This window comes from Planococcus beigongshangi (genome assembly GCF_016820495.1).
GTDB lineage: Bacteria > Bacillota > Bacilli > Bacillales_A > Planococcaceae > Planococcus > Planococcus beigongshangi.
This window is the reverse complement of the sequence record NZ_JADHDU010000001.1, coordinates 565,133-581,361: the sequence shown is the minus strand read 5'-3', so window position 1 is coordinate 581,361 and position 16,229 is coordinate 565,133. Positions and strand designations below refer to the sequence as shown.

12 protein-coding genes are annotated in these 16,229 nt (G+C 46.3%); 2 read left to right on the top strand and 10 right to left on the bottom strand.

From position 1 onward, the window contains the following. The first annotated feature begins 177 nt into the window (after positions 1 to 177). Together IQ294_RS02685 and IQ294_RS02680 are read left to right on the top strand one after the other, a co-directional pair. Entirely contained in the window at positions 178 to 786 is a 609-nt protein-coding gene (locus tag IQ294_RS02685; RefSeq protein WP_203332463.1) for a CPBP family intramembrane glutamic endopeptidase, read from the top strand. Between the two features lie 61 nt (positions 787 to 847). Further along, entirely contained in the window at positions 848 to 1,528 is a 681-nt protein-coding gene (locus IQ294_RS02680) for a hypothetical protein (RefSeq protein WP_203332462.1), read from the top strand. Positions 1,529 to 1,702: 174 nt separating this feature from the next. Here the strand turns inward: IQ294_RS02680 and IQ294_RS02675 are convergent, their stop codons facing one another. The 10 genes from IQ294_RS02675 to IQ294_RS02630 form a co-directional block, all read right to left on the bottom strand. Beyond that, complete coding sequence (locus tag IQ294_RS02675) at positions 1,703 to 2,146, bottom strand: MarR family winged helix-turn-helix transcriptional regulator (RefSeq protein WP_203332461.1); 444 nt, start codon at positions 2,144 to 2,146, stop codon at positions 1,703 to 1,705. Positions 2,147 to 2,237: 91 nt separating this feature from the next. Further along, entirely contained in the window at positions 2,238 to 3,587 is a 1,350-nt protein-coding gene (locus IQ294_RS02670; protein WP_203332460.1) for a TrkH family potassium uptake protein, read from the bottom strand. Between the two features lie 121 nt (positions 3,588 to 3,708). After that, positions 3,709 to 4,944: an anti-sigma-I factor RsgI family protein gene (locus IQ294_RS02665; protein WP_203332459.1), complete on the bottom strand. Its 1,236-nt coding sequence runs from the start codon at positions 4,942 to 4,944 to the stop codon at positions 3,709 to 3,711. Continuing rightward, positions 4,944 to 5,693, bottom strand: coding sequence for an RNA polymerase sigma-I factor (sigI, locus tag IQ294_RS02660; protein WP_203332458.1), 750 nt, complete (start codon positions 5,691 to 5,693; stop codon positions 4,944 to 4,946). Before sigI ends, IQ294_RS02665 begins: the two co-directional genes overlap by 1 nt. 220 nt (positions 5,694 to 5,913) lie before the next feature. Continuing rightward, complete coding sequence (locus tag IQ294_RS02655) at positions 5,914 to 6,684, bottom strand: TerC family protein (RefSeq protein ID WP_203332457.1); 771 nt, start codon at positions 6,682 to 6,684, stop codon at positions 5,914 to 5,916. Positions 6,685 to 6,901: 217 nt separating this feature from the next. Beyond that, positions 6,902 to 7,987, bottom strand: coding sequence for an SDR family oxidoreductase (locus tag IQ294_RS02650; protein ID WP_203332456.1), 1,086 nt, complete (start codon positions 7,985 to 7,987; stop codon positions 6,902 to 6,904). A gap of 149 nt (positions 7,988 to 8,136) precedes the next feature. Next, entirely contained in the window at positions 8,137 to 11,196 is a 3,060-nt protein-coding gene (locus IQ294_RS02645; protein WP_203332455.1) for an efflux RND transporter permease subunit, read from the bottom strand. Positions 11,197 to 11,946: 750 nt separating this feature from the next. After that, positions 11,947 to 13,515: a peptide chain release factor 3 gene (locus tag IQ294_RS02640; protein WP_203332454.1), complete on the bottom strand. Its 1,569-nt coding sequence runs from the start codon at positions 13,513 to 13,515 to the stop codon at positions 11,947 to 11,949. A 105-nt stretch (positions 13,516 to 13,620) separates the two neighbouring features. After that, entirely contained in the window at positions 13,621 to 15,081 is a 1,461-nt protein-coding gene (locus tag IQ294_RS02635) for a UDP-N-acetylmuramoyl-L-alanyl-D-glutamate--2,6-diaminopimelate ligase (protein WP_203332453.1), read from the bottom strand. Positions 15,082 to 15,095: 14 nt separating this feature from the next. After that, entirely contained in the window at positions 15,096 to 16,148 is a 1,053-nt protein-coding gene (locus IQ294_RS02630; RefSeq protein ID WP_203332452.1) for a M42 family metallopeptidase, read from the bottom strand. Positions 16,149 to 16,229: the final 81 nt, after the last annotated feature.

Below are 16,229 nucleotides of genomic sequence, written 5' to 3'. Positions count from 1 at the left end.
CTTTTGTATATTTGTCAGCGTAAGAAGTCTGCTATAATACATAACTGAAACAGAGTTTTCAGATGAAGAACACAGTCCCATCATGTCCATTATACAGCAAGCCTGCCGCCACAACATTACCAAAAATTAAAATAATCGGTAAAGTCTGTCTTTTTTTAATTATAGGAGGATATTTTCATGCTTCGTTTCCTGGCGAAACACAAACTTATTTATATGCTGCCCATCGCTTTCGGGCTGTACAACCTGGCGTTCAAGGATGCCGATATCTTTTGGTATATGTATACCTTTGCGATATTGGTTCTGATGTCCGCCGCCACGATGTTCAGTGAGATCAAAGAAGAACTTCGCACCTGGCAATCGTTTCTTTATGGCCTGCTGGCAGCTGTTGCAATGTACGCGATCCTGCTCGGGGGCTATCATCTCGTCTGGGTCCTCAGTGCCAGCGCCGCAAATTCGATTGACGGCTTCCTGTCCTCGTACACCCCGGAATCGGTATGGCATTTATTGCTATTGATGTTTATCGTTGTTCCCGGGGAGGAATTGTTCTGGAGAGGCTTCGTACAGCAGCAGCTGAAACAATACATGCCCGCTTATGCCGCAATCGGAGTCAGCGCGGTCTTGTTTGGCCTGACTTTCTGGCTGGCTGATTTCTGGCCGGGAATTTTCGCTGGCATCACCGTCGGAATTATTTTAGGATATCTCTACGAAAAGAAAAAAAGCATGCCTATGCTGATCATCGCGCACCTGCTGCTGCTTGTTCTAGTATTTATAATTTTCCCGTTCTGATAATAAAAATGAAACATTCAGCAGCTTCATGCGTCTACTTTGAAAAGGGAGTGAATTTTTAATGGCTAAGAAATTATTTTTTGCAGCATCCATTCTGGCAGTCAGCGGTTTTATGGCTGCCTGTGGGACCGATGAAGCAACTGAAAATACGGACCCTGTGACTGAGACTGAAACGGAACAGACAGAAACTGATTCGACCGGTGCTGAGGACAATGCGGCTGAAGACAGCGCTGAGGAAACAGAAGATGCGGAAGAGGAATCCTCTGCCGATGAGCCTGCCGAAGAAGAAAGCGCAGAACCTGCAGAAGAGAATATTGCAATGGCCGAAGGTACATTGACGACAAGTGATGCAGGCACATATGAACTTTATTTATTGCCTGGTTATGAGCTGACAGCAGAAGAACCGAATAAAGATCTGGTTTTCGCCAGCGAAAACGATGCCCTGTCCATGCGGGTGGAAACATTCAGCAAAGAGGATTCTGACTTTGCTTTCATGGAAGAAATGATGCTTGAAAATCTAAAAGCTTCGAATCAGGACGCTGAGCTGACAGAGTTGCCTGCACTTGATGAAGCGGATTTCATGAACTCCACGGTGGCTGAAATTCCAACGGATAACGGAAAAGTAACCGGCGCCGTCTTTGAAAAAGAAGACCTGATTGTCCGTCTTACCATTTTTGATCTTACCGAAGCTGATGCAACGGAAGACTTCCTGAGCATGGGTAAAACCATTTCAGCTAAATAATCAAGAAAAGCGGAAACGGCCGTTGAGCTCCGAAAGGCTTAAGATGAACTTCCGAAGCGGCGCTATTTGCTGCATAGGAAGAGCAGCTTAAGTCCGAGGAGTTGGCCGTTGAAGTCTGGACAACAAGAAAAGCGGAAACGGCCGACCTGGAATTCCAGGTCGGCCGTTTTCTGTTTAATAAGAAAGATCTTTAATGGATAGCCCTAATTTTTTCATCAATTCTATCGCTTCATCTTTTTCTTCCGAAGAGAGAGCGCCTGTCAATTCGTGCAGGTGCTGTTCGTGTTCGGGAAAAATGTTTGCCATGAATTCTTTTCCTTCTTCTGAAATCTCCGCATACGTCACCCGGCGGTCTGTCGGGCAGTTGACCCGTGAAATATAACCGCGTTTTTCCAGTTTATCGATGACATAGGTGATCGATCCACTGGCCAGCAGAATTTTACCGCCAATTTTCTGAAGAGGCTGTTTGCCTTTATGATAAAGCAGTTCCATCACAGCGAATTCTGTCGGATTCAATCCGTTCGCCTGAAAAAACTGGTTGGTCTGCTCTGATATGGCTTTATGGGCGCGTGACATGACGATAAATAGCTTTAATGATTTCCTGATTTCTTCGTTCATACGATCCACTCTTTTCCACTTATTAAAATGCTATAAGTAAGATTATAGCCCTTTTTTCAATAAATTCACATCCCCATGAATTTATTCGCGATTACCCGATGATCACACGTTCTTTAGGATAATGGAACTTCGTCGGGTCCGTTTTACCGCCGATCGTAAACAGGAATGAGATCAGCCCGACTCTCCCGATGAACATCAGGACCATGATCGTCATCTTGCCGATTGAAGAAAGATCATCCGTCAGGCCAAGGGACATTCCGCAAGTTCCGAAGGCACTTGTTATTTCAAATAGGATTTCAATGGCAGTTGCCTCCGGTTCAGTGATGAATAGAATCATGGAAGAAACGATGACCATGAAGCCCGCAAGGATGATCACCGCATAAGAACGGAATACGTCGATCAGCTGAATTTCACGTTTGAAAATCTGAATGGTGTTCTTGCCTTTTGCAAAATTGATCAGGAACAGAATCGCAATCGCCAGCGTAGTGGTTCTTATCCCTCCGCCGGCTGAACTTGGTGACGCCCCTATAAACATCAGGACACTCATGAAAACATTCGTGGCTTCATCAAACTGAGTGATATCGACAGTGACCAAACCGCCTGAACGCGAGGATACTGAATGGAACATCGCAGCGAACAGCGTTTCATGCCACGACATTTCCTTGAAAGCTTTGAACGATTCAAGGATCAGGATGCCAAGTGTTCCGATCGCCAATAAAATCCCGAACGTGCTGACGGTGATTTTAGTGAACAGGGAAAACCGGAAGTTCTTATTTTTATTCGATAGAAATTCCTTCAGCTCTATCAGCACAGGAAATCCGATTGCACCCAGAATAATGAGGATCATCGTGATGATCTGCACAAAATAATCATGGACGAACGGTATCATCGAATTGCCGGTAATATCAAATCCGCCATTCGTCGTCGCTGTAACAGATGCGAAAACACCGTGCAGCAGCGCTTCACTGAAAGTAGGGTAAAATTGCGTGAAATAGAGCGTAAGGATGATCGCCCCTACGAGTTCGATAAGCAGCAGGATGCTGATGATATTGCGGATCAATTTGACAACACCAGCCATCGACAGCTGATTGTGGTCGACCATGATCAATTGACGTTCACGGAGGCCGATCCGTTTGCCGAGCAGCAGCCAGAAGAACGTACCGATCGACATGATGCCGATTCCACCCAGCTGAAGGATGACCATAATCAGGACGATGCCGAACACCGTATAGGTTTCCGACAGATTAACAACAGATAACCCCGTAACGCTAACGGCACTGATTGCTGTAAATAAGGTATCGATCAAAGGAATGCTGACTCCTTCCTGATGGACTCCAGGAAGCCTTAATAATAGGAATGAAATACTGATGGCGGCAAAATAATAAGCCGCGATTGCCCTTGCAGGCGTCAAATTCCGGATTTTTAAAAATGATTTATTCATATGCAGGAAATCCTTTCGACTTCGATTATCTTCTTATTCTAGTGAAACTGGATAAAAAAAGATAGGATATTTGGAAATTCCTTTTTTAAAGCAAAAAACAGCAGAAGAAATTATCTGCTGTTTATTGATTGTCATTGCCATTTTTGTTGTTGGCTTTGTCGTTCCCCGCATTGTTGCCGGGTTTGTCCTTATTGCCCTTGTCTGAAGGCGGACCTTGCTTTCCGGAATCATTTTTACCGTTCGGTTTTGCCGGTTCCGGCTTTTTCTCCGGACCTTTTTTCTGCGGAGAATTGCCGTTTCCGTTATTGCCATTATTTTTTCCGTTATCCTCTTTCTTTTTCTGCTGGCCAGGAGCCTCCCCTTTGCCTTTACCGGCAGGCTGTTTCGGAGGAACCGGCTTTTTATCCTGGCCTGGCACGGTGGTGCGTTTATCCTGACCTGGCGGATTCGGATTGCCTTTATCCGCTGCAGGTGTTTCTTTGCGTTTGTCCTGACCTGGCGGAGCCTGTTTTTCTTTTGCAGGAGGTGTTTTCTTGCTGCCATCTTTTTCTCCTGCATTGCTGTTGTTATCTTCAGCCCCTTTGGCAGGCTTATCTTCATTCTCGGATCGACCATCCGCTTTCTGACCTTTTTGCTGGGATTCATCAGCGGCGGGTTTCGGTTCCTTCACCGGGTAGGGCTGTTCCATCTTCTCTTTTTTCATCTCTTTCTTCTGTAGCTTTTCTGAATGACTGATCATCTGCCCTACAGGTATCTGCTTTTCAACAGAGCTTCTCCACTGCTTTTTGGATGCTTCTTTCAGCCTTACAGTGATATTTTCCGTCACTGCTTTTGCAGAGATCGCCAAAACCGAATCAGCGATTGCCTCATCAGCCAGTCTGTCTTCTTCACTGGCTACCGTCGTGATGACAATTTCATCCGTAGTTTTCTTCAACGAAAGGCTGACCACAGTGCCGAGAACCTCTTCAAGCGGATGATCCTCCCATTCAGGCAGCCTTTCGATCATTTCGTTTCCATCTTCATTCAGCCCACGGACCGAAATGACTTTACAGTCATCGTCTATCCCTAGTTCAATGCCAGGATTCACTTGAACCTGGACATAGGCATAGGCTTCCGGTTCCGGCAGCAGCACCGAAAGGAATAAAGCAGCAACCGCCAACGCTGCAATGACCGGGGCCATTACCGGATTCAACATCTGCCTTTTTTTCCTGGCAACAGCCTGCCTTGGATAGAAATAGCCCTGATCTCCCACAGCCATCTCACCGACCGGTTTCCCTTCGACGAATTCGCCGCTGGGTCCCAGAAAAATGGAAGACTTATCATTCAATACAATGCACAAGCCTTTTTGCATCCTCATCAGCGTAATCGCCCCTTCAAATAATCCTTTAAATAATGCAGATCGCTCATCAGTAATAATGCGATCGCAATTATATATTTTCTGTTACGCTCAATAGTTTTTCTTGATACTTCGACCAGCTGTTCGATCTCTTTGACCGGCAACTTTTTTTTATTCAAGAGAAATTCCCGGTACTCCTCGGTTTCAGCCACCAATTGTGCAATCTGTATCGCCGTCACCCTGGCATCTTCATGGGACGGGGAAACTTTCACCAGATCCTTGAATGACATTCCGTAATCCGATAGCACCTTTTCATATTCAGCTATTTCCTCCGCCCGGGCAACAGCCTGCTGCTGCTCGGAATATCGTTTGACCGATACCGTGGCTTCGATGCCATAGCCCGGTTCATCTTTTTCCGATATCCCTTGGAAATCGTGCGGAAAATCATTGTGCCGGACTTCTTTCCTGATGAAATCTATGACCCGCCGGCGGATAACCATATGGGCAAATGTCAGAAAAGAAGCGTTCTTTTCACGGTTGAATCCATTTACAGCCTCGTGGAAAGCGGATAATGCAATGCTGTACTCTTCGTCATGGTCATTGATGAACCTTTTGCAGACCTGGCCCGCCGTCTTCTTCATAAAAGGTGAATAGGAGCGCAGTAGATAGTCCAGCGCTTCCTGGTCCCCGCTCTGAGCCTGCACCGCCAATAATTCAGCATTATTCTTTTCTTCACGGCCGAAATATCCGGACAATACAGTCAACAGCATCGGGTTCACCTCTTCTCTTCAACTTCAATATTCTCAGTGTAACCAGAAAAAGAAAAATTGAAAAGAAAGAACAGTTTCACCCTCTGCATTCATTGATATGATTCGAATGGGCCATTCCATTTTGTGGGGGTCATGAACGGGGAGGCGTGAATTTATACTGGATATCTTTCGCAATAGAAAAAGGACACCTTCACTCAAATTGAAGGTGTCCTTTCATCCATTAACTTGCTTCAGATTCTTTGTTCTTTTTCATTCCGACCAATGCTCCAACAACGACGATTCCGACCAGGACAGTCCAGAAGATGATCGTCCAAGGTGTTGAGTGGGGGAAATCATGCGGCAAATAGCCAAGCTTATCGTGCGACAGTGTCATGACGAGCAATTTGACGCCGACCCATCCCACAACGACGAATGCCGCGGTTTCCAATTGAGGATACTTCTCCAGCAATCGCACAAATTTATGAGCGGCAAAACGCATGATGACGACACCGATCAGACCACCGGCAAGCATGACAAGGAACTGTCCGGAGTTGATGCCCCCGATATCTTCCAGTCCGAGGACATTCAAATGCGGAAGCGTCACAGCCAATGCGACAGCAGCCAGCATGGAATCGATGGCAAACGCGATGTCCGCCAGTTCAATTTTCAGCACTGTCATCCAGAAACCGGAACCTTTTGTCGCTTCAGGTTCAATCGAATGCTCCTGTCCTTTTCGCTGATCATAGATATGTTTAAAGGAGATAAACAAAAGATATGCCGCTCCGAGTGCCTGGATCTGCCAAATATTAACCAGCAGCGTAATCATGAACAATGCGGCAAAGCGGAAGACGAACGCTCCTGCCAAACCATAAAACAGAGCTTTCTTTTGTTGAGCTTTCGGTAAATGTTTCACCATCACTGCCATTACGACCGCGTTATCCGCAGCCAGTAAACCCTCAAGCCCAATCAGCACAAGCAGTACCCATCCATACTCCAATAAAACTGTGTCCATCTTCTCTTCCTCCTAATTTTTGCCAGCAAAAAAGACCTCTGCCTAATAAAAGGCAAAGGTCTCGCTAAGCAATTAAAATCGCTATCACAACCGATGGCTACTAACCATGTCTTGACGACTGTGAAATAGGTTTCCCTACAGCTACTCCCCTTTGACATACGTCAAAGTAAATTTAGTTGTACCTAGATTATAGCACCTTTTTTTAAAATGCATAGTTTTATTGTATCGGGATATGATATTTTTTTTCAGTTTTATGAAGTTCGTAAAAAGCGACCATCGCCGGCATGGTTTCCAGGAAATCAGCACATTTTATGCCGCTTCCTTGTAACAGCCGTTCTGCATTTGCGGTATCGAATGAAGCCGGCCAGTCCATGTAATCCAGCGTTTCCGATTCCACTCCGAGGAGCTTTCTCACCGGTTTGCTTTTCAGGCCGACCGTCGCAAGCTGCTTCGGCAAACGGCCTTTTGGAACTTTACCCGCCAGATGATAAACCATGGACCTGTACACTTCTTCCACCGGATGAGGATTGGGGTCCGTCAAATGGACCGTTTCTCCTGCTGCTGCCTCCAATTTGCTGAGATACATGGAAGCTTCCAGAATATAGTCAACCGGCACAACATTTATATAGGAAGAAGTTTTTCCGATAAAGGGAATAACCGGCATATTACGGATCCGGTCAATCATATTCAGGAAAAAATAAGGCCCGTCGAACTTGATGGTTTCGCCGGTTTTGGAATGTCCCCGTACGATACCCGGGCGGATGATCGTCACAGGAAGATCCGCCTTCATCGATTCGACCAATAGCTCCGCTTCGAATTTTGTTTCTTCATAATGATTCTTGAACTTCTCGGGGCGGATCAATTCATCTTCCCGCAGCACACCTTCCCGTTTTCCGGCGACGTAGGCTGTACTGAAATACATATAGCGCTCTAACCCCGAAAGCTCCGCAACAAAAGCATTTACATGTTTCGTCCCTTCAACATTCACTTTCCAGGCCAGGTCCTGTGGCACCGCCAGATCATATATTGCTGCCAAATGCCAGAAAATGATTTTGCTGTCCTGTAAGAACGCCAGATCTTCCTGCTGCAGCCCCAAACCCGGCTTCGTAATATCTCCGTCCATGAGGCGGATGGGCGGACAGCCGGTTTCCCGTCGGATCCGTTCCGCTTCCTGTTCAGCCTTAATGCGTTCAGATGCCAATATAATCGCTGTGATTCCGTCTTCCCTATGTTCCTGGATCGATTTTCGGATAAGCTGGCTTGCAATAAAACCTGGAAAGCCAGTAAATACCACTTCGGTCACGCCGATTCCCCCTATCATATTGAGCTTGTCTGTTTTTCGAATCCATTTTATTCCTACAGCTTCCATTATACTAAATATTCCAATAAAAATGGCAAAAAGAAAAAGCCAGCCGCATCACGAGCCTTGCTCCTGATGCGGCTGACCTCCACTCACTTCTTGTTCATCGACCTTGTTTCCTTATCAAACAGGCTATAGACAATCGGTACGACAAAGAGCGTCAGGAATGTTGAACTGATCAGACCGCCGATAACCGCTATCCCCATCGGCTGATTGATCTCCGTTCCTTCACCGATGCCGACTGCAAGCGGCGCAAGCCCTAGGATTGTTGTCAGGGCCGTCATTAAAATCGGCCGCAATCGGTCACGGACGGAAGTAATAATGGCATCAAACGATTCCATTCCGCTTTCTTTCCGTTTATTGATATAGTCGACAAGCACGATTCCGTTATTGACGACAATACCCACCAGCACCAGGATCCCGATGACTGCGGTGATACTGATAGGTGTTTGAGTGGCAAATAAGGCGATTGCCACACCAATGACCATCAAAGGAACGGTAAACATGATGACAAATGGATACTTGAAGGACTCGAACTGAGCAGCCATTACCAGATAGACAAGAATCACTGCGAGTATAACCGCCATGATCATATCATTTATCGCATTGTCAAAAAGTTCACGGTCTCCGCCAAAAGAGATCATCGTCCCTTCATCAAGATTCAATGATTCGAGAGCTTCGTCGACTTCACGTGACATATCTCCCATGGTTACGTCAGATTGATGCTGCAGGGTGAATGATACACTGCCAGCCTGGTCAACCCGCTGAATACTAACGGGACCCTTGGCAATTTCAATATTGGCCAGTTCCTGCAATTCGATAAACGTTCCAGAAGGGGTACGGAGGCGCAGTTGCTGAAGTTTCTCATAACTATCGCGATATTCTTCACCGATCTCCACAAAAACGCCAAGCACTTCATCTTGTTCAGTGATCACTTGGGATGCCTGAACACCTCGGGTAATATTGTTCACCGTTTGTGCAATCTGGACCGGGGCCATCCCGTATTCAGTTGCTGCCTCCCGGTCGATCGTAACCAGAATTTCATCGATGGTCTCATCACGGTCAGTGGTCAATTCAGTGACTGTCGATAAGTTGCTGAGTGCTTCATCGATCTTTTCAATGGACTCATCCAGTCTCACTGGATCCGTATCTGTAACGGTGAATGTCAGCGTATTCGGTGAAGAACCGGCTGCAGTTTGAAGGTTAAAGCCAACTTCTGCCCGTTCTCCCACTTTTTCTATGATTTCCGGCTGGACATCATCGACAAATTCGAAAACTGAACGCTCCCGATCAGCCAGATCGACGAGCTTGATATAAATTTCCGCCACATTGGATTCTGCTGACCCCTGTGCTTGTCCCTGCTGTGAAGTGCCCACCAGACTGACGTAGACATCCACGTCTTCCTCAGTCTGAAGTTCCTCTTCAATCATGGTTACAACTTCATCAGTAGCAGCAGTGGAAGCTCCATTCTCCAGTTCGACTGAGACACTGACAAACCCTTCATCAGTAGCAGGCAGAAATTCCGTTCCCACCTGAGATACTCCGAAAGCTCCGGCAACAAGGAATATCAAAGTGACAAGCAATACAATGGCGCGGTGACGCAGCGCCCACCTGACAGATCTCTCAAAGTTTTTAAGCCCCTTCGACCTTCTCTTGCGTGCCTCGATATTCGCTTTCGGTTTTTCAAGCATTCTGGAAGCAAGCATCGGAATGACGGTCAAAGCCACTGCCAATGATGCAAACAGGCTGAATGAAATCGTCAAAGCGAATTCGAAGAATATCTCGCCGATCAGCCCGGAGATGAAAATGACAGGGACAAATACTGCGACAGTCGTCAGTGTAGAAGCTGTGATTGCCCCGGCCACTTCCTTCGAGCCATCAGAAGCCGCTTTTTTGGAATTTTTGCCCATGGCGAGATGCCGTTCGATATTTTCAATGACGACGATAGCGTTATCCACAAGCATCCCGATCCCTAGAGCCAGAGCCCCCAAAGTCATGATATTAAGCGCAAAGTCGGCAAAATACATCAGGACAAAAGTTACGATCACTGAATAAGGAATGGCTATGCCGATAATGATCGGGCTTTTCACGCCACGCAGGAAGAAGAATAGGACCAGCATGGCAAAGATGCCCCCGAAAATAAGGGTCTGACCAATATTCCCTACTGCAAGCTTGACGTAATCACCCTGGTCAAAAAGAATATCCGCTTCAACGTCGCTGAACCTCTCTTCTTCCAGCAACTCATTCAGCCGCTCCTGGAATGCTGACGATACATCTGCTGTATTTGCACCTGATTCCTGAAGAGCCGACAAAAGGACTGCAGGTTCCTGGTTGGCACGGGTCTCACTGCTGCTTTCACGCTCACCCAGCGTCACTTCTGCTACATCCCCGATTGTCAGGTTTTCCCCATCCAGGGGATTTACTGTCACAACCAGATCCGCAATCTCTTCGGGGCTGTTCAATGTACTGATGATCCGGGTTGTCAGGTTTCGTCCATCCTCACTGTCGATCGGCTCACCTGGAAGTGAAATATTGCTTCCCTGGATCACCTGGATGATATCGGATTGTTGAAGCCCATTTTCTTCGAGTTGTTCCTGGTCAAGAGAAATGAGTATTTCTTCTATTAAAGTACCGGAAATGTTAACGTTAGCCACACCTTCAGTCTGCAGCAATTCCGTTTCCAATTCCTCCGCCAGCACCCTTACATCAACATCAGATTCAACTGCCCGAAGCGACAATTGCAAAACTGGAAATTGGGATGGATCGAATTTTAGGAACCGCGGTGTCCCGGCTTCATCCGGCACCGGTGTTTGATCGATGCGCTGCAGAATATCACTTTGCACGTCATTTATTTGAGTGGACCAGTCAAATTCCAGAAGAATGAAATTCGACCCTTCCTGGGAAATCGATTGAATCGACTCTATACCAGGCAATGTAGACAGATTGGCTTCCAAAGGCTTGGTGACCTTTTCATTTACCTCTGTCGGACTTGCTCCCTGGTAACTTGTCACCACGACCCCGATTGGCGGATTCAGTTCCGGAATCAGCGTAACCGGTATACGGAGAAACGAAATGGTTCCCAAAATAATCACTAAAAACATGGTGACAGCCGTCAAAACCGGCCTTCTAATCGAAAAATCACTTATATGCATGGTGTCAAACCCTCTCTGTAACTTCGTTCTTTTATCATAAGAAAATCTGCCTTCCACCGCAAACTTAAACCATTCATATAGGCTAAAAAATAAGGAAATGTGAACAAATGATTCATTTTTGCATAATTTTTATATAAGCATCTGCAGATAGTTTTCTTCTATACTAAATTGAATTAAAGAAACGACATTTATCTGCCGAGTCGTCGCTTTGGACAGTGCAAAGATTATACTCCACCGCTGCGCTCGTCGCAAAGGTGCGCCATCCATGTATGGCGACCTTCCATCCCCCAATAAGCCGAGAAGAGCACTCGGCTTATTGCTCCAGCCGGTCCGGCGGCGCTCCTTCGCTGGAGTCACTTTCTTGAAATGCAAGAAAACCGGAGACTCCTCTAAAACAGGCAAAGGGGTGTATTGCACTCGGACCTCGGTTCGAGTGGGCTTACGGAAACCACTTCAATTCTAGAAGGATTTCGAAGATAAGGAGTAAAACAGCGAAGACTCCCAAGCGACCAGTCCAAGTGAGGAGATTTACTCGATAGAGAAAACCCAAATTGCTTAGAACCGTGCTCCACCAGTGCTGCGCACTTCGTCGCAAAGATCCGGCCTCGCAGGCGTCGGCCAGATCTTCGAAGCTGTTTTGCGGAATATCGACTTCTGCAGAGTATTTAGTTCAACTTATATATTAAAAAAACCCGCCATACGGCAGGTTCTAAAAATCTTGAAGAAGTTCATTTAATTAATAGCTGATTTTTACAATAAACTGTATAGTTTGATGCCAGGGTTCTTGTCCTGGAACCAGCGTGTAGCAAAATCATTTTCAAAGAGGAATACATAATTATCGTACCGGTCCTTCACAAGCATGGAACGGCTGCTCGACATAGATTCTTTGACGTCTCCCTCATTTTCGATCCACCTTGCAATTTTCGAACCGATCGGCTCCATTCGGACTTCAACGTTGTATTCGTTTTTCATCCGGTGCTCGAAAACCTCAAACTGCAATTGGCCGACTGCCCCCAGAATAACTTCTTCCATATGAAGCGTTTTGTAATACTGGATGGCACCTTCCTGCACAAGCTGCAAAATCCCTTTATGGAAATGCTTTTGTTTCATAACGTTCTTGGCGCTCACTTTTACAAATAGTTCCGGTGTAAACTGTGGAAGATTCTCAAACTGGAATTTCTTCCCGCTTGTTATCGTATCGCCGATTTGATAATTCCCGACATCATGCAGACCGATAATATCCCCGGCAACAGCTTCAGCAACCATTTCACGGTCATCCGCTAAAAATTGGGTCGTCTGTGACAGCCTGAAAGATTTTCCGGTTCTTGAAAGGGTCACGTTCATCCCTTTTTCAAACTTGCCTGAAACGATGCGGACAAATGCAATTCGGTCTCTGTGGGCCGGATTCATGTTCGCCTGGATTTTAAAGATAAAACCGGAAAATGGTGTTTCAACGGGATCGACATAATCTTCTTCCTGTGTCATTCTTGGCTGTGGTGATGGCGCAAACTGTAAATATGTCTCCAGAAAAGTCTGGACCCCGAAGTTAGCCAATGCACTTCCGAAGAATACAGGCGTCAATTCTCCCTTTTTAACCCGATCAAATGAAAATTCGTTACCGGCTTCGTTCAATAATTGAATATCTTCCATCGCTTGCGTGTAATAAGAACTTAGCTTCATCTTGTGATCGACTGCCAGTTCACCTGATTCATCGATTGGAAGGAATCTTTCGCCTTCTTCCCGGAAAGGTTCCACCCGTTTGTTGAAGCGGTCATAGATTCCGAGAAACTCTTTCCCCATACCGATCGGCCAGTTCATCGCATACGACTGGATGCCGAGAACTTCTTCCAATTCTTCCATCAGTTCAAGCGGCTCTTTACCTTGACGGTCCATCTTATTGATGAATGTGAAAATAGGAATACCGCGCATTTTACAGACTTTGAACAATTTTACCGTCTGCGCCTCGATTCCTTTTGCCACATCGATGATCATTACGGCACTGTCAACTGCCATCAATGTGCGATAAGTATCTTCACTGAAATCCTGGTGTCCGGGCGTATCCAGAATATTGACGCGGTGGTCATCATAATCAAATTGCATGACGGACGAAGTTACGGAAATCCCCCGTTGCTTTTCAATTTCCATCCAATCTGATGTGGCAAATTTACCGCTTTTTTTCCCTTTGACGGTACCCGCATCACGGATAGCGCCTCCAAATAACAGCAGTTTCTCCGTTAAAGTCGTTTTCCCGGCATCCGGGTGGGAGATGATTGCAAACGTTCTTCTATTTTCTATTTCGTTTTTAATTTGTACTGACATAATTTACGCTCCTTTAATCTACTCTCTTCATATTAGAGAAGGGACCCCGAAAAAACAAGAGATTTTGTCCTGTCCCATAAAAAAGAAGCCGCAAGCGGCCTCTTTTCAGCTATACTTTTTCAACGCTTCCTGAAGAGCGATCTCTTTGTCGCTGTGCGGATATTTTACAGACCCGATTATCTGGTAATCTTCATGGCCTTTGCCGGCCAGAATAATGATATCGCCTGGTTCGGATTGCTGTATCGCATGTCTGACAGCTTCTTCCCGGTCCCCAATGCAGGCATAATTGGAATGGGTCATGCCCACTTCCAGATCTTTCAGAATACTGTCATAAGGCTCATCGCGAGGATCATCCGTTGTCAGAACCACATATCCTGCAGCAGAAGCTTTTTTCGCCATATCCGGCCGCTTCGATTTATCGCGGTTGCCACCGGTTCCGACAAGGAAAATGGTTTTATTGCTTTCAAAACCGGACACAGCCGCCAATGCTTTTTCAATGGCGTCCGGAGTATGGGCGTAATCGATGAAGACCGTCACCGGCGCATCGATTTCCACTTTCTGCATGCGCCCTTCAACCGGATCGATTGCCGCAAGGGCAGAAAGAATATCAGCTAATGCATATCCTTCGGCATATAAAGCCGTAATGGCCGCCAGTGCATTCGATACATTGAACCGGCCGAGTAATTTCATGGAAACCTCATATTCACCTTCCGGGCAATTCAACAGGAATGTTGTGCCGGATTGATCCATGGAAATATCATCCGCTTTAAACCGGGCATCTTTTTCGATGCCGTAAGTATAAATAGGATGTGAAGTCATTTTGGCAAACTGATCGGACCAAGGATCATCCGCATTCAGCACAGCCCGTTTCTTCTCGCTCAAATCCTGGCCCAATTGGGAAAACAGCAAACCTTTAGCATGCCCATATTCCTCCATCGTTCCATGGAAGTCGAGGTGATCGTGGGTCAAATTTGTAAAAATTGCTGTATTGAATTCCACCCCGGCAAGCCGTCCCAGCACCAGACCATGGGATGAAACTTCCATCGTCATATGGGAACAGCCTGCGTCTTTCGCCTGTGCAATCATCTTTTGGGTCGTCAGCGCATCACTCGTCGTATTGGCGGAAGGATGCATCTCCCCGTTCAGATCGAAGCCGATTGTTCCAGTCAAAGCCGATTTCTCACCTAACTTCATCAGCATTGCATGAAGCATACCCGCCACACTCGTTTTTCCGTTTGTACCGGTTACGCCGATCATCTCAATGGCTTTTGAAGGATAATCATAGAATTTCGCCGCCAATTGCCCCAAGGCCCGTACCGTGTCATCGACAATAAGCACTGCCGGACCGTCGATGGCGATCGGCTTTTCTGAAAGAATCAGCGTTGCGCCACATTTGGTCGCCTGATCGGCATAGTCATGCCCATCCACTGTGTAACCTTCTATGCAGACAAATAAAGATCCAGGAACTGCATCCCGGGAATCCATTGTGATATGTTCAATTTTTTCAGGCAGTTCACCTGATATCAATTTATAAGGAATATTTCCGAGTAACTCCCTGCTATTCATGAAAATCCTCCTAATCAGGAAACCAGCGGTGACATTACATAAGCATAAAGCAATGCGGCCGAGGCTTTTAATGAATCTGTATGAGTCCGTTCATAGGAATGGGAAGCTTCTATTCCCGGACCGAATAATGCATGTTTCACATCGTACCCTGCGCGGATCGCTGCCGAAGCATCAGATCCGTAGTACGGATAAATATCCACTTTATGCGCAATCGCATTGGCTTTTGCAAGGTCGACCAAGTGGCGGGTCAATCCGTAATGATAGGGCCCGCTTGAATCTTTTGCACAAATGGACACTGTATATTCATCGGATTCCTGGCCATCTCCGATCGCTCCCATATCCACCGCAATATATTCTTCAGTCTGAAGTGGGATATTGGAATTGCCGCCAAAACCGATTTCTTCATTATTTGAAATATAAAAATGCGTTGTGTAAGGCAGCTTTTCTGATGAGCCGCTGAAGTATTTCACCAATTGAAGGAGTAATGCTGTACTCGCTTTATCATCCAGGTGGCGTGATTTTATATATCCGGAGTCTGTAGCAGTGAACCTCGGGTCAAATGAGATGAAATCCCCCACTTCAATTCCAAGTTCCCTGACTGCGTCTGCCGAAAACACTTTCTCATCAATCCGAACTTCCATGCTGTCTGCAGTCCGCGCAGCAGTGCCGGCATCTTTATAGACATGTACAGTCGTCTGATGCAATACGATCGTACCTGAGACGACTTTTCCGGAAGCTGTATGTATGAGGCAATTTTCCCCTTCAATCGCATTGAAAGTGAAGCCTCCTACAAGCGAAAGTTTCAGGCGGCCGGACGGTTTGATCTCTTTGACCATGGCACCGAGCGTATCCACATGCGCCGTCAATAATCTGTGCCGCTCATCGTTTTCTCCTTTGATGGTGGCGATGACGCCGCCTTTGTTTGTGGTGATGTGCTCGACGTTCCAGCTGTCCATCATTTTTCTGATCGACTCCATTATTTCCATTGTATACCCGGAAGGGCTAGGAATGCTTGTCAAGTCACCCAATAACTTAATCGTTTCTTTTGAATCCCATTGATATGTCATGCGTAAAGCCCCCTTAATAGCTTAATCATATCAAAATCGGACGTTCTCGGACAGTCCCGACTATAGTATTATTAAGTAATC